This window comes from Empedobacter sp. UBA5924, assembly GCF_002431085.1.
In the GTDB taxonomy this organism is placed as follows: domain Bacteria; phylum Bacteroidota; class Bacteroidia; order Flavobacteriales; family Weeksellaceae; genus Empedobacter; species Empedobacter falsenii_B.
Map to the genome: position 1 here is coordinate 24,194 of NZ_DJDM01000023.1, position 20,492 is coordinate 44,685.

Consider the following 20,492-nt stretch of genomic DNA (forward strand, 5'->3'; position numbering starts at 1 on the left):
ACAATTAGAAAAATTCAATCAAAAAATAGAAGTAAATAAATGATTTATAATGGATAAGTTACCCCAAATAAATTTCCAATAATCCGTTTGGAATTTGGATAAGCATTGCTTTTTCGTTACGATTAACTTCTAAGATCCACTCATCAATCATCGGGATTAAGATTTCTTTTCCGTTTGCATCTACTTCAAAATAAGCTTGTGCAGCAGAATCGTTAACAGATTTTATCGTTCCAACTTCTGTATTTGTTTGATCATAAATCGTGAAACCAACAATTTCGTGGTAATAAAAATCTGTTCCAGAAAGTTCTGGTAATGATTTTAGAGGTAAATAAAGTTCGCGATTGATTAATTTGTCGACATCTTCGTCTTCAACATCTTCAAATTTTACTAATAATTTTGTGCCTTGATAAGGCTGAGAAGTTTCGAAAAAAAATGGAACCAGTGTACCATCTTGCTCGATGAACACTGCTTCCAAAGTATCGTATAATTCTGGTTCGTCTGTATCCAAGTGAATGATTAAATTACCTTTGAAACCATGTCTCTTTGTAACTTTACCTAAATAGTAGCAATCATTTTTTGTCATTTGGAACGTCTCTGAACTTAAAAATTATTCTTCTGTAGCAACTTCTTCAGTTGTACCTTCTGCTTCTTCAGCAGGAGTTTCTTCAACTTGTGCAGCAGCTTCAGCTTCCTGAGCAGCTTTTACACGAGCTTCATTAACAGCTTTTTCAGCTTCTAATGCAGCAGCTTTAGCAGCAGCAGCACCTGAAGTTAAACCGTCTTTTTTAGCTTGAACTTTTTCACCTTTAGCTTCTAACCAAGCGTCGAAACGTTTGTCAGCTTCTTCTTGAGAAAACGCACCTTTAGCAACACCACCTAATAAGTGTTTTTTCATAAAAGCACCTTTGTAAGATAATAAAGCTTTAGCAGTATTAGTTGGCTCAGCACCAGTTTGTAACCATTTTACAGCAGAATCAACATTTAATTCTACAGTTGCAGGGTTAGTAATTGGGTTGTAAGTACCTAATTTTTCGATGAAACGACCATCACGTTTTGCTCTTGAGTCAGCAACTACGATGTGAAAGAATGGTTTTCCTTTACGACCATGTCTTTGTAATCTAATTCTTGTAGCCATAGTATAACTAATTATTTTGGGAACTCGTCCCGTTTTACAAATTTGAGGTGCAAATATACAAAAAAATAATAATATGAATTAGAATTAGTATTCAGATATTAATTCTAATTTTATATAAATCAATTTCATGAAATATTTAACATTAATGATACTTACATTATTATTGTCATGTAAGACCAATTCTACTGAGCTTAATAAGAAAAATGATATAGACTCGGTGATTATTAATGATGACCATATTAAAATTAATGATACACTAATTATAAGAGATTCAACAATAACTCCTTCAATAATTAGTGAATAAAATTACATAAATAAACATAGTATGAAGAAAACATTTATTTTATTATTTACATTATTTGGATTGTCAGCTTCTTTTGCGCAGGATAATAATGCGATTTTTTATAAAAAACTGGAAGAGCAGCAATTAAAGAATGAACAGAAGTTTAATAGTCTACAGAATAAGAATGCTAAATCTGTAATTGTAGATCAATCAAAAGGAATTTCTAATCTCGCAGGTTTTATAGAAGATTCACCTTTTTTTTACCAAACTGATGATATTAGAGCAAATACAGGAGCGGGTATTACTGAGTTACAAAATGAAGGTATTAATGGTTTTGTTTTGAATGGGAAAGATGTTAGTGTACTAGTAATGGACGGAGGGGCAGCGCTAGGAACACATATTGAGTTTAGAGATCTTGATTATGGAAATTCAAGCAGATTATTTGATACCGAAAATGGAGCAACTGCAATATCTGATCATGCAACTTCTGTATCAGGTTTTATTGCAGCCGAAGGTAGAGCTTCATTTAATGGATACCCACAATATGCAGCTAAAGGAGTATTAACAAAAGCTAAAATAAAAAATAGCAGTTTTAATACAACAACAAATGGAAACAATATACAGAAGCTTTTAAATGCAAAAGAAAATTTATCTAATCATTCTTATGGTGTAAATTTAGGATGGGATAATTATTATTCTAAGACAGATAAATTAGGTCCTGGATGGTATTTTAATATGACAAATTATCAAGATTTAGTTAAGGACGCCAGTGCTACTTTGAGTGGATCTTATTATAGTTCTGATGCTGATTTTGACAAGACGGTTTATAATAATCCAAATTATATTGTTGTTAAATCAGCAGGTAATTATTATGGTTCGGGACCAGATGCCTCTGATACTAATCCAAAATTCCAATACAAAGATGGGATTTGGACACCTTTTACTGCATCGGAAGTAATACCTTCAAAAAATTGTATTAATGATGCATATTGTATTGGTTGGGGGTCATTGGCTAAAAATATCATTGTTGTAGGAGCGGTTAAATTACCGAATACTACTGATTATAAATTTACGACATTAACAAAAGATAATAGAGCAACATTTTCAAGTGTTGGACCTCGTAAAGATGGAGCAATTAAACCAGATATTTCTACTTATGGAGATTCTTTGATTGCTCCTTCATATGACTCATCAAATCCTACACAAAATAATGTATTTATTATAGGAAGTGGTACATCTTTTTCTGCACCAATTGTGACGGGGGCAATGGGAATGTTGACTCAGTTACAAAGATTAGTAAATAATAATTCTACATTTACTTTTTTTGGAGATGAAGCTAAAACACTACTTTTACATACTGCTGATGAGGCTGGAGATAATGATGGACCAGATATTTATTTTGGTTGGGGATTATTAAATACTAAAAAAGCAGCAGAGGTTTTATTAGATGATACAAAATTGTTTGAAAGAAAATCAAAAGTTTCAGGTACAGATATAGTGTATGAAATAACTTCCGATGGAACACCTTTGAAAGCAAGTATTTCCTGGATAGACCCAGAAGCAGCTTATTTTAAAAATATAAATGATTTATTTTATAATCAGTCTTCAAGATTGATTAATGATTTTGATTTAAGAGTAGTAGAAAGTTCTACAAATGTTACTTATTTTCCATGGAAATTAGATTTAAATAATGTTACTGGTCCTGCAATCAAAGGAGATAATACAGTAGATAATTATGAACAAGTTCTTATAAAGACTCCAACAAAAGGAGCAAAATATAAAGTTATTATTTCAAATAAAGGAAATTTAATAGATAACGCAGGAGTTAAAAAGAATCAGGATGTTACTGTATTGATAACAGGTAGAACAACTGGAGCTCTTAATACAGATGAGTTAGCTGTTGATAAATCGATTTCTGTTTATCCAACATTAGCAAAAGATATTGTAAATGTACAGACAACTGAAAAAATAACAGTTGTAGATATTTTTGATATGACCGGAAAAAAAGTTTCGTCTTCGGATAAGAAACAAATTAATATTTCAAATTTACCGACAGGTGTTTATATTATTAATATCAAAACAGATAAACAATCGGTTTCTAAGAAAATTGTAAAACAATAGAACAGTATTTTTTCTATTAATTTAAAACTTCAATAACATTGTTATTGAAGTTTTTTATTTTAGCGTGAAATAGATTATTAAAAAATGAACAAACAAGAAATACTTATTCAGACACAAGCTTATATCAAAAAAACTTTTTTAGATGAAGGAACAGGACACGATTATTTTCACATAGAACGTGTGGTGACAAATGCGAAGAAGATTTTAGAAACTGAAAATGCAGATTCTTTTTTGGTTGAATTAGCAGCTTGGACACATGATATCGGTGATTATAAATTGCATAATGGAGTTGATAAATCGGAGGAATTAATTAGAAAATTTTTAGAATCAATTCATGTAGAGGAAGAATCAATTCAGAAAGTATTGGAAATAGTCTCGCAAGTTTCATTTAGTAAAGGAAATAAACCAACAACTATCGAGGCTGAAATTGTGCAAGATGCTGATCGTTTAGATGCAATTGGAGCGGTTGGTATTGCGCGTTGTTTTGCATATGGCGGAAGTGTAGGTAGTATTTTATATAATCCGTACGATAATTCGAAAGACGCTTCTAGCGTGCAACATTTTTATGATAAATTATTTAAATTAAAAGAGTTGATGAATACCAAAACAGCAAAAGAAATTGCTTTAAAACGTCATCAGTATATGGAAAATTTTATCGAAGAATTTTATCAAGAAGTGAAATAATATTGTAACTTATTATTCATTTAATTATCCTCAATGCAATTAAAATCTACTCTAATTTATTTGTCATTTTTGTTGATATGCAGCTGTGTTTCTGTAGAGAAATACAATGCACATATTGATAAAGAGATTCCTGCAAATAAATTGAAAAAAGATGTAGATTTTGTTTATAAAAAACTAAAAAGATATCATCCAAAATTAGATTTATACACTTCTCAAAAACAAATTGATTATAAATTTGATAGCCTAAAAAAAACAATTCATCAACCATTGAAACCAAATGATTTTTATGTCAAGTTTTTTCCGATTTTCGAAAGTTTAGAACATGGTCATACAGATATTTATCCGATATATAAACGATTAGAAAAGAGTAAGGAAAAAAAATACAAAGAATCTAAATCTGCTTTTAGTGATTATAGTTTTTTTTGGCAAAATGATTCAGTTTTTTTAGTGACAGATTACAGTAAAATCAATCCGATTAATCAAGGTTCGGCTTTGCTTTATATAGATAGTGTTTCTACAAAGTATTTATACGATAAATATAAAAAAAGTATTTATGGAGATGGTGAAAATCAAACTTTTTCGGATAATGTGTTTAACAGAACTTTTCTTAATTATTTTACTTTAGAAAATGGAATTAAAGATTCGGTTGAATTAACCTTTAAAATGGGAAATTCAATCATCCGAAAAAAAACATTTCGCACTTATCCCAAACCTAAAAGTGAAAAGGTTGCAGAAACACCAAAAATTACAAAAGAGCAGAAAGAAGTTGAGCGAAAAGTAAGGATAAAACAAAAGAAATATGGTTATTCTAAAAGCTCCAAAACCTATTCTAAAGATTTGGCTTTTCCTACGAATGATAGTACGATAGCGGTATTAAAAGTAACAGATTTTAGAAAAGGTAAAATACGCGAACTATATAAAGAAGTTTTTACGGATATCAAGAATCATAAAGTCCAAAATTTAGTTCTCGATCTACGCAACAATGGTGGTGGTTACCTAAAAGATTCACACTATTTATACGCTTATTTGGTCGATGATTCCAAGGTGTTTTTAGGTGAAAAAATCGTCGCGAACAAAACCTCTTTTGGTAAGTCGTTGTACAATCTTTTTCCCATTTATTCCTATCCGTTGCTTTGGTTAGGTTCGGGTTATACTTATTTTTCAACCTCCAAAAATGCTAAAAATGAATACGAATTGCACATGCCTTTTTCGCATGTCAAAATAGATAAAGAGCTCGTGTATCACCACAATTTGTATGTCATTATAAATGGTGGTTCTTACTCTGCTTCGGCGTTGATTTCGGCTAATCTTCAACTAAAAAATCGAGCATTTTTTGTAGGTGAAGAAACGGGAGGAGATTTTAATGGAACGGTTGCTGGGTTGATGCCAAAATTTACGTTGCCCAATTCCAAACTCAAAATTTCGGTTGGTACAGTTTATCTTTCTCCTATTGAAAAGCGAGATGAACAGGCGCATGGTGTTTATCCAAACCAAGTTATTCAACCTAATTTGCAAGATAAAATTAAGCGTACGGATGCTGAACTGAAATGGATTTTAAATGATATTAAAAAAGGAAATATCGAATACAATAAAGCTTTAAAAATATAAAATCATCTCCTGAATTAAGGAGATGATTTTTATATTTTTAGCGTTTGAGCGGGCTATTCGTTACAATCTTTTTTGTAGACACCGCGTCTACAAAAAAGGATTTCCACTACTATCCCTAACGCATTTTATTTTTTGTTGAAACTACAAAAAATAAAGTTCTGAATCGTATCAAATGGCGTTTTATGATCAATTGTAAAACATTCTATTTTCTCAAAATTAGCTTCAAAAGTTGAGGTTAACGACGTTTCATCATTTTGTTTTATTTCCAAACCACTACATTTTAATGGTCCATTTGTCGAAAAAGTTCCAATAACCATTTTTCCTTTTACAGCTTTCGAGACCAAATTTTGGTACTTTTTGATGTCATTTTCTTCTATTAAAAAATGAAAAACTGCTCTATCGTGCCAAATATCGTATTGTTCTGTAGGTTCAAATTCGGTGATATCAGCAACAATCCAAGTTACTTTTTCTGCATTATTTCCTAAACGCTTTTTTGCTCTTTCCAACGCATTTGCAGAAATATCCAAAACAGAAATATTTTCATATCCTTCTTCCAATAAAAAATCGACCAACTTACTATCTCCACCACCAATATCAATAATTTTAGCTGTTTTATCAGCTCCAAAAGAATGAATAAAATTTAAAGAAGTTTCTGGTTTTTCTTGTGTTCAACTCACTTCTTCTGGAGTTTTTACTTCATATATATGTTCCCAATGAGATTTTTTATTGTCGTTCATAGCTTTTGTATTTTGTTTAGGTGCAATTTCGACTTTTTATTTAAAATGAAGCATAACAAAAATTACAGAACTGAGTCTATTTTTTCTATAAAAAACACCTTTTACTAAATATAATGGTTATTATACACTTAAATAATTTAAGCTAAATTATTGATATTGCGAAAGTGCTGTTTTGGATAAATAAAATTGATTCAGAAACTTCTTTGTAAGGAGCATTTTTACGTTGAAACTGCATATCTAAATCACCATTTTTAAGTGTTATTTCTCAAGTTTTCGTTTAATCTTCTTGTAGTTTTTTGAACGAATAATTTTTCCTTTATCTGTAATCAAAAGAGCAGCGTAATCTTTTTGTTGATTGATAAAATTCAATCCTTTTTCTTTTCCTAAAACCATGATAGAAGTGCTAAAACCATTACACATTTCAGCATCCGTCCCAATAACTGTAACCCCTGTTAATCCTGTTGAAGGATAACCAGTTTTGGGATTAATAATGTGTGAATAGCGAACTTCATCAATCAAAATAAATTTTTCGTAATCACCAGAAGTCGTAACAGCAGCATTTTTCATTGAGAGAATATCCAACATTTTATGTCGATTAAATGGATTTGTAATTCCAATTTTCCAAGGTTCTCCATTTGGTTGATTTCCCCAAGTTGTCATATCACCAGAAGCATCAATTATACCCGCTTGTATTCCTAAGTCTTGCATGAAAGTTCGTGCTTTTTGTGCTGCATAACCTTTTCCTGTTGAACCAAAACCGATTTTCATTCCAGCTTTTTTTAAGAATATTGTTGAATTTTCTTCATCTAAAATAATGTTTTGATAACCGATTTTTTCGATGGCTTTTGAAATCTCTTCCTGAGTTGGAATCTTTTCCATTGAACCATCAAATTTCCATATTTTGTCCATTGCCGCAAAGCTAATGTCAAAAGCACCATCGGTTAGTTGCGAAAAATAAATCGCACGCTTTGTTAAGTCAAAAACTTCTCGATCTACTTTTATCGCCTTTATTCCTGCATTTTGATTGACAAGAGAAACTTGCGAAGTTGGTTTCCAGTCAGAAATCAAATTCTCAATTCTAATCATTTCATCAATTGCTTTATTGATGTTTTTTTCAACGGAAATAGAATCGGAATCAACCAATGTAATTTTGAATTTACTTCCCATTAAAATTGTATCTCTAACTCCAACCGTTTGAGCATTCATCGGAGTTAGAACATACAATAGTATAAAAGTGAATATATTTTTTAGAATGAATTTCATTTTGGTTTATTCATTTGTTATTCTGAGTTTATCGAAAAGTATAAAGCTTAAAGATACCTCGACAAGCTCGGTATGACAGGTATTAGGTTATTCTGAACTTGTTTTAGGATTGCATCAAAATTATTTTTCTAGTAACAATCCGTCAAAAATTGCCCATTTGTTTTGAATTCTTCGAATGATTTATTCAAATGTTCTTGACAGATTTGTTCCAAAACTTTCTCTACATCATGTTGCATTGTGAGAGCACCACAAATCATAAGAATTCCACCATTTTGTAATGTTTCAGCAAAGAATTTAGCATCACGATTGACTAAATCCATCACATACTGTTTATTTTCTTCACGAGAAAATGCAATGTGAAATTGACTCAAATGATTCGTAAAAATTTGTTTCGTAGCAAATTCTTGATAAGATTTTGTTGTTTCATTATCATGTCTGAAACCACAGTATAAATGCGTTTCAATATTTTTTGAATTCTCATCAATCATCCCAAGAAAAGGTGCAATTCCTGTTCCGTTTGCAATCATCACAACTTTTGAAGCTTTTGGAAATCTAAAGGCTTTATTTTTTACAATTCGAGCTTTAATCGTAGAATTTTGAACCAAATTATATAAATATTGAGAACCTAATCCAAACTCATGCAATTTTACAATTAACTGTAATTTATTATCTACTTTTCCAACCGAATATAAGCGTTCTTTGTGATCACTTTCGGGATAAATTGCTAATAAATCTCCAGATTTGAATTTCTCTTTTACATCTAAAATAACTTTAAATGTAGCATCTTCTTGTGTGATTTTAGTGGTAGAAATAACCTTAACATTTTTCAGTTCTGGTGCTTTTCCAACATACATCGCAGGCGTTGTTGCTAACGGAATATCTGTCGTTTCTTTGTATGCAATGACCCAATTTGTGAATTCTTCCGGCGATTTATCATTTACTGTTTTCAAATCCAATAATTGAGTAGCCCATTTTTGATCATTCAACCATTTGTCAACTTTAACTGCATAGCCACAATAATCTGAATATGCTCTTGATCCAAATCCTACAACAGAAAATTCGATGGATTGGTTTTGTGGAAATTGTGTGATTAATTGTTCAAATTTCTTAGCATTCGCAGGCGCATCACCAATTCCATAAGTTGAGGTAAAAATGATGAGTTGTTTTGCTTTTGGATAAATTTCATATTGATTCATCTGAGCAATGAATGATTTTTTTCCGTTTGCTAAAAATTGCTCTTGAATTTTTGAAGCAAATCCAACAGTTGCACCATTTTCTGAACCAACTAAAAGGATAATTTCAGCTTCGTTGGCTTTATATTTATTTTTGCCAATTTTCGTTTTTGTACGTTTGAACGTAATTACAAATCCTGACCAAATAAAGAATAAAATGTTAAGCGAAGCAATTCCTAAAATCGCTGCCCAAATAACATTGGTGCGACCTGTATGTAAATCGATATTGAATTTTTCTACAATTGCTGAATAAGGATTCAACGATTCTGAAATAATCGCTCCATTTACTTGATTAACCGAAACCGATTTTTTTCTTAAATGAACGATAAATGGTTCTGCTTCATCATCTGGAATAAAAGGAAATTCAATCTTTTCAACACTACTTAATTTTGTGTTTTTGAAGAATTCAATGTCTTTTAAATCTTTTGGTTGTAAATTTTCTTTGACTTGATGCTCAATTTCTTTTGGTTGACCAACTAAAGGTTCTAATCGCGCTAAGAAAATCAATGTTCCTGTTAATGCAATGATTAAAACTGGAATTAATAACCAACGTCCAGTTACAACATGAAAATATTGTGAAAAGGAGTCTTTGTTAACTTTTATAAAGAAATTTAGAATTCCTTGTTGACGTTTTACGATTAAGATTAATCCACTTATTGAAATTAACATCAATAAAAAAGATACGACACCAACAATTGCTCGTCCTGTTTCTTTTAGAAATAATGAACGGTGCAAGGCTGTGACCCAATTGATGAAATCACTTTTTGGAACAATCTCACCAATCTTTTTTCCTGTTGTAGGATCAATGTAAGATTTGATCGAATTTCCATCTTCGTCCATCGCATCAATTGTCACAAAATCATTGTGATCAACTTTTACTTCTATTATTTCAAAATAATGCTCGCGCAAAGTTGGTAAAACTTGCGCGAGTGTTATGTTATCGAAATTTTCTACTTTGTATGCGGGCGATTTTTCGTTTATTGCATCAACAGCCAAAATTACTCCTGTGATAGATAGAATAACTAAAAATGCTGAAGATAAAATTGCAAGACTCAAATGCGCATATCTCCAAATAGATAATGTCATTTTATTGAACTTTTATAAAACGTACGGCTTTAATATAAACTGAACCTTTGATACCTGCTTTGTTGTCTAAATCCGAAGAATTTAATGCAACTTCAGCATCTTTTGCGACGTATTTTTGAGTTTCTACAGCAGATTCAAAACGTAATTTGTATCCTTTATTCAATTTTGCAGTATCAAACTCGATGACACGTGTCGCTCTCGCTCCTCCAGCAACTGAAGCACCTGTGATTCCGTTTAATTTTTCTTTCTTTTTACTATTGAATTTGTGCCATTCTTTTAACGTGTTATACCACTCGTTATCTGTTCCCAAAACACCTAAAGTTTTTTCGTATTGTCCTTTTGGATTGATTAATGAAATCACTACATAGGCTTCTTTTCCCGTGTAATTATTCATCTGAATCATTGTTTTGTATTTTGTTGTTTGTGCAAAAGTGGCAGTTGCCATTAAGATTACAACTAATCCAACTAATTTTTTGATTAAGTTAAATTTCATCTCCTTCATTATTTTAAAAAGTCAATAGACACATTATTTTTCTTTAAGAATTCGTTTTCTCCAGCCAAATCATAAGCTGTTTCGTCAAATTCTGTTTTAATATCTTTTTTCGCTCCAGCAGCAACCAAAGTTTTTAAGGTTGCATCATCTTTCGCAATCAAAGCTGCTTTGTGTAAAGCTGTATTTCCGTCTTCATCTTGTGTATTAAGATTCACACCTAATTCAATCGCTTTTTTCACCAAATTTACATTTCCTTTATCAACAGCAATGTGTAACAAAGTTGCACCTTTACTTTGAGTAGCTTTAAAATCAACTTTTGCATTTGTTAATAAAGCTTGTTTTTCTGCGAATGATTCATCATTTGGTTTGAAAGAATTGAACCAATAATAAGCCAAATTATTTCCATCTTTATCTACAATATCAGCTTTAGCGCCTTTTTCTAACAATAAAGAAACGATTTGAGATGTTCCAGAAGCAACAGCTTTTGTTAAAGCTGACTCACCATTTTTATTAACCGCATTTACATTGTTTGCTTTTGATAAAAATGTATTGATTAAATCTGTATTTTTTCCTCCAGCAGCAACCATTAATGCAGTGTTTCCTTCTTTATCAGCAATTTTAGCATCAACACCTTTTGATAAGATAAAGTTGATTGTTTCTGAGTTTCCTTTGCGAGATAAAGCGTGTAATAATGTTTGTCCGTCTGGATTTAACGCTTTCGGATTTAATTTATATTTTGTAATTAATTCTTGGAAAACTTCTACGCCATTTTCTTTTGTTCTCGAACCTTGTGTGGCAAAAAATAAAGCTTGATCAGTAGGTTTAATTCCTTTCGCGATTAATTTATCTATGATTGATAAGTTTCCTAATTTTGCAGCATAATCTGCTACAGTACGTCCATTAGCGTCTTTATCACTTAATGATAAACCTTTTGAAATAAAATATTCTGTAACTTTTAAATCATCATCATTCGCAATCGCTTGCATGATTAAGTTTGAACCATCTTCTCCTTTAACTTTTGGATTGGCACCAGCTTTAATCAACGCATCGTAAACTGCGATATTCTGATTTCCAGCACTTGCTGCATATGTAATCACATCGTAACCATGGCTATCTTTGTAATGAACATCAGAACCTTTGGCTAATAAATAATTTACTAATTCTAAATTCCCCGCAGCAGCAGCCCATTGAAGATAAATTCTTGAGTGATGCGTTTTTTTATCAACAGAATTTCCTTCTTGTTCAATTAAAAATTTAGTCACATTAAAATCTGCTTTGTTATTAATCGCTATCACAACAGGATCAAAGAAGCCTCCATTTTGAAAAGAAGGACTATTTCCTTTCGAAATTTCAGTTTTTACAGTTTCTATTGTTGGATTATTTTTCCAAAAACCAGCGTCCATCAACGTGTTCGTCTGAGCTTGAATAAATGAAGCGACAAGGATAGCAGCAGAAATGAATAATTTTTTCATATGAATAGAATATATTGTAATAATTATTTAGACTAATTTTAATTTGATTTCAAAAGTATTATTTTTATTTATATTAATTCTAATTAAATCAAATAAATTTGGCTAATTCTGCTAAACATCAGTTTTTTGAAAACAAAAAAGATTGCTAATCTGCAATCTTTTATATTTCTAAACTACTTTATTCAGCTCGTCTTGGACCATTTTCTCTCGATTTCAAAACGTTTTCAACATCTTCCAATTTGAAACCTTTGGCTTTCAATAAAATTAAATAGTGATACAACAAATCCGCCGCTTCATTAATAAATAAATCATCGTTGTTGTCTTTGGATTCAATCACCAATTCAACTGCTTCTTCACCTACTTTTTGTGCAACTTTATTGATTCCTCTTTTGAATAATTTATTGGTATACGAATCTGGATCATTGTCTAAATCAATTCTATCGTTAATGGTTTGTTCCAATTCATATACAAATCCATGATTTGTTTCTTCTTTAAAACAAGTCGTAGAACCCGTATGACAAGTTGGTCCAAAAGGTTTTGCTTTGATTAAAACTGTATCGTTGTCGCAATCAACTGCGATAGATTTTACTTCCAAAAAGTTGCCTGATTCTTCACCTTTTGTCCATAATCTATTTTTTGAACGAGAATAAAAGGTCACTTTTCTAATTTCTTGGGTTTTGTTAAAAGCTTCTTCGTTCATGTAACCTAACATCAGAACCTTGTTGTTAAGATAATTTTGAATAATAACGGGAACTAATCCGTCGTTACTTTTATTGAAATCGATGTTCATCGTATCGGAATATTTTGTTCTTTTAAATAACTTTTAAGTGTTGGAATTGGAATTTCACCAAAGTGAAAAATACTTGCAGCCAATCCACCACTTGCATTTGTTTGGGTAAAAACTTCTGTAAAATGCTCCATTTTTCCTGCTCCACCAGAAGCAATTACTGGAAGATTTACAGCATCAGCAACCGCTTTTGTAATATCAATTTTGAAACCAGCTTTTGTTCCATCGCCATCCATAGACGTTAACAGAATCTCGCCAGCGCCTAATTCTTCTACTTTTTTGACCCAATCTAACGTTTCCCATTCGGTTTCAATTTTTCCACCGCTTACGAAAACTTTTTGTGTTCCATTTACATCGCGAGTATCTACTGCAACGACTACACATTGCGATCCAAATCGAGCTGCTAAATCTGCAATTAATTGAGGATTTTTGACAGCCGAAGAATTAACGGAAACTTTATCTGCACCAGCTTTGATGACCGCCGAAGCATCTTCCACAGAATTAATTCCGCCACCAACTGTAAACGGAATATTAATCGCTGAAGCAATTTTTTCAACCATTTCAGCTAAGGTTTTACGTTTTTCTAAAGTCGCTGTGATATCCAAAAAGACTAATTCATCAGCACCTTCTTCTACATATTTTTTTGCTAATTCCACTGGATCTCCCGCATCGCGTAAGCCCACGAAATTAACACCTTTTACCGTTCGTCCATCTTTGATGTCGAGACATGGTATGATTCTTTTCTTCAGCATATTAGTACAATTGTTTTAAGTCTTTCAACTGAATTCTCCCTTCGTAAATCGCTTTTCCAAGAATTGCTCCTTCACAACCTAATTCTTTTATTTTGATTAGATCATCGATTGAAGAAACGCCACCAGAAGCAATTAATTTGACCTCCGAAGTAGCTAAAATTTCTGCATATAATTCGTTTGAAGCTCCTTCTAACATTCCGTCTTTCGCGATGTCTGTACAAATCACATAATCAATACCTTTGGTTTTATATTCTTGAATAAAATCTATCACATCTAATTCTGACGTTTCTAACCAACCATGTGTTGCTATTTTTCGATCTTTAGCATCCGCGCCTAAAATGATTTTATCGCTTCCATACTGTGAAATCCATTCTTGAAATAATGTTGGATTTTGAACCGCAATACTTCCTCCAGTAATTTGGTTTGCGCCACATTCAAAAGCAATTCTAATATCTTGATCTGCCTTAATTCCACCTCCAAAATCAACTTTTAAATTGGTTTTAGAAGCAATTAATTCTAACGTTTTATAATTAATGATTTCTTTTGATTTAGCTCCATCTAAATCTACCAAGTGCAAATATTCGATACCGTAATCCTCGAATTCTTTTGCAACTTCCAACGGATTTTCGTTGTATATTTTTTTTGTATCATAATCGCCTTGTGACAATCGAACGCATTTTCCGTCGATAATATCTATAGCTGGGATGATTCTCATAACTGTTATGTTAGATTTACTATTTTGGAATTACGATTAAGAAACAATCGTAATTCGTAAATTAACCTTCGTAAATTATTTTAATTCTTTCATGACCTCTTGGATTGCACGTTCCAATTGTGGGTCTTTATTTTCTAATCGATCTAAGAACGTATTTTTAATATAAATGTCAGGTTTAACTCCAGTTTTTTCTAAATTTTGTCCGTCCAAAGTATAAGTTCCCCAACTTGGTAAACGATAAAATGAGCCATCAACTAATCCTTTTCCAGAAGTGAAAATGATCCAACGATACGTTTCTTGCCCGATGATTTTTCCTAATTTCAAGGCTTTGAATCCTGCAGCTGTCATTTCTGCATCGCTCAATGAGTATTCGTTAATTAATAAAACAATTGGTTTTCCTGAAGGAGCAAAATTTGGTTGAACAGTTAATTGTCCTTCACGATATTTCCATTTCAAATAAGGTCTTTGCGATAAAAAGTTCAAAACTTTATCATGTACATTTCCACCTGTATTGAAACGTAAATCTAAAATGACACCATCTTTTCTATTCTCTTGCTCTACCATGTCCAATAAAAACACATCCAATTCAGAAGTAGACATATTTTTCATGTACGAATAAGCAATTCTATCGTTGCTTAATTTTTTTACACGCTGACGATTTTCATAAATCCATTCATCATATAAAAGTGATTTCAATTCGTTATTTGAAATTGGATGAATCTTCGTAGAAATTGTTTTTCCTTTTCGGTCAAATTCAAGAGTTAATTCTTCTAATTTTTTAGGCGTTGTAAAATAAGTTTCACGATTTTGGTTTGGATCGATTTTTTGTCCATTCACACTTACTAAAATATCACCTTCTTGAACATCAACATTTTTAAGGAAAGCAGGAGATTTTCGTAAGATTTTTTCAACTGCAAAAGGTTGATCTTTTTTGAAAATAATTCCTGTTTCGTTGGTGAAATAATTCAATCTTCTACTTTCTTCTTTTCCGAAAGATGAAAAACCTAAATGCGAAGAATTTAATTCACCTAGCATATCATTTAGCAAAATTCTTAAATCATTTCGATTGTTTACATAAGGTAAAAACGTTGCGTATTGTTCTTTTTTTGCTTTCCAATCAATTCCGTGAAAATTCTCATCATAGAAATTTTCTTCTACTCCAGCCCAAGCTTCTTCGTACATTTGATTGAATTCTGAAGCCAAGTTTTTATTGAAATTATATTTAATACTAACTTTTTCAGGATTTGTAGAATTAATACCAAATTTGTAAACAGAATTATCGATTAAAGCGTAAAGATTTTTCTCATTTTTCAAGATAAAATCAGCGCCTTTGTTGAATATTTTGTCTGTTTTATCTTCTTCAAAATCAGCGGTCGTTTTTCTGTATAACTGAAATTTACCATTTTCTTGGTTAGTATTATAGAATAAAAATTGCTTTTTATCATCCGCAAAAACAAAAGGATTTGTCTGATATCCAAAACGGTCTGTTACCAATTCAATTCTTTCTAAGAATCCTTCTGGATTAATAGTTAATGCTTTAAAATCGTTCTTTTCTTCTTTTTTCTCTTTCTTCTCAACCTTTTTTTCTTCTACAAATAAATTATCAAATTTTTCTGATTTATAAGCTTGATCAAACCAATCTAAAGAAGCACGATAAATACTCGATTCTTGCATTCCCAAAGGATAGGAAGGATTTTTTCTGTCGCTTGAAAAATAAATGTATTTTCCGTCTGGTGACCAAGTAGGGTCAGCTTCTGAAACACCAGTATTTGTTAAATTAACCGTTGTATTTTTCTTGATGTTGTGAATAAAAATATCTAACTCGAAATTACGTTTTGCAGAGAATAACACATATTCATCATTTGGAGAAAAAGATGGTTTCGAATTTTGGAAAGCCCAAATTTCATCTTTAACAATTGTTGATGATTTAAGTGATTTCAAATCTAATAATCTTACTTCATCGCGTCCGCTTAAATAAACAGCTTGTGATAAATCGTTGTTGAATGTAATGTCTCGATTATTTCTTAAATCAGAAGTTAATTGTTCAACTTTTCCTTTTCCGTCAGCCGAAATTTTAAACCAATTTTGGTAACCTTTATACGTTTGGTTGAAGATTAAATTTTTGTTGTCTTTTAACCATTTTACTTCTAAAACACGCTCTTTTCCATCAGAAATTTGATTGACAAACTTTCCTTCATTATCCGAAACAAAAATAATTCCTCTGCTTACAAAGGCCATTTTCTTTCCATCAGGAGAAATGTCAAAATAATCGATGTTATTATCAACTTCAAAATTTTGCTCTTTTTCTAAAGATTTATTCGAATTAACATTAATTGTAAGAGGTTTCGACGTTTTAGTTTTTACATCGTAAACAAATAATTGATAATCTTTTTCGAAAACAACTTTTGAACCATCAGCTGAAACAAAAGGTTTTTTAATCGAAGTTTCAAATTTTGTTAACGCTTCTTTTTTACCATTTGCTAATTGATATAAGTTGTATTCGCCATTATTTTCGTCCGAAATAAAATAAATAATTCCGTTTTTATCAACCGTAGGATTAAAATCTTTTCCGTTATAATCGGTATATTGTTTATAACTTTTTGTGGTTGGATTATATCCTAATAAATCTGGATTATTTTCGCCTTTGTATCTTTTTCGTGTAACTTGACTTGCACTTTCAGACGAGTTAGTGAAAATATATTCGCCTTGAGGAGTTTCTACTAAACCATTTGTTGTATTAAAATAATTTGTAAAAAGCGCTTCTGGTGTTTTTCCATCTAAATCAATTTTAAAACTTCCAAATCCATTATTTTGATTTGATGTAAAATAGATCGATTTACTGTCCCAACTCCAACTCTCGACTTCATCTTTGGCTTGATGAAAAGTCAATTGCTTAATTTGTCCACCATTTATAGGCATTATATAAATATCGTAATTTCCATATTGATTAGAGCTGAATGCCAGCCATTTTCCGTCTGGTGAAACACGAGGATTGATTTCTTCTCCTTCTAAAGCTGTTATTCTTGCAGCATTCCCGCCATTTATATCGGTTGACCAGATGTCGCCATCGTAACTAAAATAAACCGTTTTAGCATCAGGACTTAAAGAAGGAGTAGAAGTGAAGTACACTTTTTCTTGAGCAGAAACCTGCGAAATTGCAAAAGCACTAAGTATAGTAAAAACTATTTTTTTCATGTGTGTGAATTTATAATTACTATAAACTTAGAAAGTTTTTTAGTATTTGTTCTCCTATTCTTGCAGATTTCTCTGGGTGAAATTGAGTTGCGTAAAAATTATCTTTATGTAAAGCTGCTGAATATTCTAAAATATAGTCTGTTTTCGCGATCGTATATTCTGAATTTTCGCAATAAAAACTATGTACATAATAAAAGTCGGAGTTCTCTTCTACTTCGTTAAACAAAGGTGTTTTTAAGTCATAAATCGTATTCCAGCCCATGTGAGGAACGATTTCGGTTGATGGAAATAACTTGACTTGAATAGGGAAAATTCCTAAACAATCGGTATTTCCTTCTTCCGAATAAGCGCACATTAATTGTTGTCCCAAGCAAATGCCTAAGGTTGGTTGTTTTAAGTTTTTAATGACTTTATCTAATCCTTTTACTTTTAAATAAGTCATTGCGGAACTTGCTTCTCCAACTCCTGGAAAAATTACTTTGTCAGCATTTTGCAAAGTTTCAAAATCGTCTGTAATTATAGCTTCGAACCCCAAACGAGTTACTGCATTATATACCGATTTTACATTTCCTGCATTGTATTTTACTATTGCTACCATATTCTTTGATTTACGACTTTTGATTTACGATTGATATTAATCTTAAATCTTCATTCGTCAATTATAAAAGTCCTTTTGTTGAGGGTAAAATCATTTTTTCAGGATCGCGTTTTACAGCTACTTTAATGGTTTTTGCAAACGCTTTGAAAATAGCTTCGATTTTGTGGTGCTCGTTTGTTCCTTCCGCTTTGATATTTAAGTTTGCTTTTGCTCCGTCTGTAAATGATTTGAAAAAGTGATAAAACATCTCAGTTGGCATTTGACCAATCATTTCGCGTTTAAAATCAGCTTCCCAAACTAACCAGTTTCTTCCGCCAAAATCAATTGCTGCTTGTGCTAAGCAATCGTCCATCGGTAAAGTAAATCCGTAACGTTCGATACCTAATTTATTTCCTAATGCTTGCGCAAAAACTTCACCTAAAGCAATTGCTGTATCTTCAATCGTGTGGTGTTCGTCCACTTCTAGATCTCCATCCACTTTTATCACTAAATCCATTTGTCCATGACGAGCGATTTGATCTAACATATGATCGAAAAAGTGAATTCCTGTCGAAATATCCGATTTTCCTGTTCCGTCAAGATTTAAATCAATTTTAATCTTTGTTTCATTCGTATTACGAACAATTGAAGCAGTGCGATTTTGAAGTTTTAAGAACTCGTAAATCTCTTTCCATGAAGTTGTTTTTAAAGCAATCGCATCATTTAATCCTTTGTTATCATTGATTTCGTCTGCGCCTAAAGCTTCATCATTCGCGATAAAAATTCCTTTTCCACCAAGATTTTGAGCTAATTTAACATCCGTTATTCGATCACCGATTACAAACGAATTTGTTAAATCATATTCAGGGTTATTGATATACTCTGTTAATAAAGCCGTTCCAGGTTTACGCGTTGGCGCATTTTCATGAGCAAAAGTTTTATCAATGTAAATATCCTCGAATTTCACGCCTTCATTTTCGAATGCTTTCACTACGAAATTTTGTATTGGCCAAAATAATTCCTCAGGATTAGAAGGCGTTCCTAAACCATCTTGGTTGGTCACCATAACTAATTCGTAGTCCAATTCTTTTGCAATTTTACCTAAATAAGTAAAGGCTTCTGGATAGAATTCTAATTTGGAAAAGCTGTCAACTTGGTAGTCAGCTGGCTCTAAAATCATTGTTCCATCACGATCTATGAATAGTATTTTTTTCATTTTAGTTGTTTTTGATGTCATTCCGATGTTAGGAGGAATCTCAGAGATTTCTCATTTCACTGTCGTTTCATTCGAAATGACAAATTATATTATTTTAAGTGTTTGTATTAATTTCTGATTTTCAACTTCCGTTCCAACTGTAATACGTAAACAATTTTCGCATAAATCGTCGTTGTTTCTGTTACGAATTACAATTCCTTTTTCGACCAATTGATTGTAACGTTCGTTTGCATTATCAACTTTAATCAAAATGAAATTCGAATCGCTTGGATAGATTTTTTCTACAAATGAGATATCAGTTAAAGCATTTTCTAGAACTTCTTTTTGTTGAATAATCGTATTTGTAATAGCTATCACTTTATCGTAATCGCTTAAAATTTCAATCGCTTTTAATTGTGTTAATTGATTGATGTTATAAGGTGGTTTTATTTTATTTAAAACATCCACAATTTCTTGTGAAGCATACAAAATTCCTAAACGAATTCCTGCTAAACCAACCGCTTTCGACAAAGTTTGGGTAACAATTACGTTTGGATAATTTTTGATTTCTTCTATCCAAGACTGTTCTGTGGCGAAATCGATATAAGCTTCGTCGATAATTATTAAGCCATTGAAACGATTCACAATTTCTAAAATAGTTTCTCTTTTGATGATTTCTCCTGTTGGATTATTAGGAGAGCATAAAAAAATCATTTTTGTATTTTCATCTACTTTTGAGAAAATATCTTCGATGTTTGGTTGAAAATCTTCTTTGTTTAATAACGATTTTCGGTATTCAATAGCATTTAAATTCGCTAAAACACCATACATTCCATAGGAAGGTGAAATCGCAATAACATTATCTTGATTCGGTTCGCAAAATGCTCGGAAAATTAAATCTAACACTTCGTCACTTCCATTTCCTAATAGAATCTGATTTGCAGGAAAGTTTTTGATTTCACTTAAAATCGATTTTACATTACGTTGTAAAGGATCAGGATAACGATTCAATCCATTATTGAAAGGATTTTCGTTCGCATCCAAGAAAACGAAATCGTTATTTATTTCTTGAAATTCGTCACGAGCTGATGAATAAGCTTTCAGCGTTTTTACGTTAGGACGAATGATGTTATTTATGTTGAATGAATTCATGTACG

The 20,492-nt window shown here is 31.6% G+C and carries 17 protein-coding genes; 3 read left to right on the forward strand and 14 right to left on the reverse strand.

The window, feature by feature from the left end; genetic code table 11:
- Positions 1–58 precede the first annotated feature (58 nt).
- Together rimM and B3792_RS06075 are read right to left on the reverse strand one after the other, a co-directional pair.
- Positions 59–583: a ribosome maturation factor RimM gene (gene rimM / locus B3792_RS06070; protein ID WP_280049017.1), complete on the reverse strand. Its 525-nt coding sequence runs from the start codon at positions 581–583 to the stop codon at positions 59–61.
- 24 nt (positions 584–607) lie between these two features.
- On the reverse strand, positions 608–1,135 hold the full coding sequence (locus B3792_RS06075) for a 30S ribosomal protein S16 (RefSeq protein ID WP_180905332.1): 528 nt from the start codon (positions 1,133–1,135) through the stop codon (positions 608–610).
- 325 nt (positions 1,136–1,460) lie between these two features.
- Here B3792_RS06075 and B3792_RS06080 point away from each other — a divergent pair, with 325 nt between their 5' ends.
- The 3 genes from B3792_RS06080 to B3792_RS06090 all read left to right on the forward strand — a co-directional run bounded on the left by B3792_RS06080 (position 1,461) and on the right by B3792_RS06090 (position 5,831).
- Positions 1,461–3,539, forward strand: a complete 2,079-nt coding sequence (locus tag B3792_RS06080) for a S8/S53 family peptidase (RefSeq protein WP_286495331.1) — start codon at positions 1,461–1,463, stop codon at positions 3,537–3,539.
- Between the two features lie 84 nt (positions 3,540–3,623).
- A complete protein-coding gene (locus tag B3792_RS06085) occupies positions 3,624–4,223 on the forward strand; it encodes an HD domain-containing protein (protein ID WP_219033870.1) in 600 nt (199 codons plus the stop codon).
- Between the two features lie 33 nt (positions 4,224–4,256).
- Positions 4,257–5,831 (forward strand): S41 family peptidase, encoded by a 1,575-nt coding sequence (locus tag B3792_RS06090; RefSeq protein WP_291069146.1) that lies wholly within the window; start codon positions 4,257–4,259, stop codon positions 5,829–5,831.
- A 125-nt stretch (positions 5,832–5,956) separates the two neighbouring features.
- Here B3792_RS06090 and B3792_RS06095 read toward each other — a convergent pair whose 3' ends face one another.
- The 12 genes from B3792_RS06095 to hisC form a co-directional block, all read right to left on the reverse strand.
- Positions 5,957–6,466 (reverse strand): class I SAM-dependent methyltransferase, encoded by a 510-nt coding sequence (locus B3792_RS06095; protein WP_312027047.1) that lies wholly within the window; start codon positions 6,464–6,466, stop codon positions 5,957–5,959.
- 360 nt (positions 6,467–6,826) lie between these two features.
- Positions 6,827–7,831 (reverse strand): FAD:protein FMN transferase, encoded by a 1,005-nt coding sequence (locus B3792_RS06100; protein WP_219033868.1) that lies wholly within the window; start codon positions 7,829–7,831, stop codon positions 6,827–6,829.
- A 128-nt stretch (positions 7,832–7,959) separates the two neighbouring features.
- Positions 7,960–10,149, reverse strand: a complete 2,190-nt coding sequence (locus B3792_RS06105; protein WP_286495328.1) for a PepSY domain-containing protein — start codon at positions 10,147–10,149, stop codon at positions 7,960–7,962.
- A 1-nt stretch (position 10,150) separates the two neighbouring features.
- Complete coding sequence (locus B3792_RS06110) at positions 10,151–10,642, reverse strand: DUF2271 domain-containing protein (RefSeq protein ID WP_125349871.1); 492 nt, start codon at positions 10,640–10,642, stop codon at positions 10,151–10,153.
- A gap of 8 nt (positions 10,643–10,650) precedes the next feature.
- Positions 10,651–12,114, reverse strand: a complete 1,464-nt coding sequence (locus B3792_RS06115; RefSeq protein ID WP_286495326.1) for an ankyrin repeat domain-containing protein — start codon at positions 12,112–12,114, stop codon at positions 10,651–10,653.
- Positions 12,115–12,292: 178 nt separating this feature from the next.
- Entirely contained in the window at positions 12,293–12,904 is a 612-nt protein-coding gene (gene hisIE / locus B3792_RS06120; protein WP_219033866.1) for a bifunctional phosphoribosyl-AMP cyclohydrolase/phosphoribosyl-ATP diphosphatase HisIE, read from the reverse strand.
- Entirely contained in the window at positions 12,901–13,653 is a 753-nt protein-coding gene (gene hisF, locus B3792_RS06125) for an imidazole glycerol phosphate synthase subunit HisF (RefSeq protein ID WP_219033865.1), read from the reverse strand. The genes hisIE and hisF overlap by 4 nt, the downstream gene beginning before the upstream one ends.
- Position 13,654: 1 nt before the next feature.
- Positions 13,655–14,368, reverse strand: a complete 714-nt coding sequence (hisA, locus tag B3792_RS06130; protein WP_219033864.1) for a 1-(5-phosphoribosyl)-5-[(5-phosphoribosylamino)methylideneamino]imidazole-4-carboxamide isomerase — start codon at positions 14,366–14,368, stop codon at positions 13,655–13,657.
- Positions 14,369–14,443: 75 nt separating this feature from the next.
- Positions 14,444–17,563 (reverse strand): S41 family peptidase, encoded by a 3,120-nt coding sequence (locus tag B3792_RS06135; protein WP_286495324.1) that lies wholly within the window; start codon positions 17,561–17,563, stop codon positions 14,444–14,446.
- A 19-nt stretch (positions 17,564–17,582) separates the two neighbouring features.
- Positions 17,583–18,161 carry an imidazole glycerol phosphate synthase subunit HisH gene (hisH, locus tag B3792_RS06140; protein ID WP_286495322.1) on the reverse strand — a complete coding sequence of 193 codons (579 nt, stop codon included), beginning with the start codon at positions 18,159–18,161 and terminating at the stop codon, positions 17,583–17,585.
- Positions 18,162–18,222: 61 nt separating this feature from the next.
- A complete protein-coding gene (gene hisB, locus B3792_RS06145; RefSeq protein WP_286495321.1) occupies positions 18,223–19,356 on the reverse strand; it encodes a bifunctional histidinol-phosphatase/imidazoleglycerol-phosphate dehydratase HisB in 1,134 nt (377 codons plus the stop codon).
- An 84-nt stretch (positions 19,357–19,440) separates the two neighbouring features.
- Positions 19,441–20,487, reverse strand: coding sequence for a histidinol-phosphate transaminase (gene hisC / locus B3792_RS06150; RefSeq protein ID WP_219033862.1), 1,047 nt, complete (start codon positions 20,485–20,487; stop codon positions 19,441–19,443).
- Between the last annotated feature and the right edge of the window lie 5 nt (positions 20,488–20,492).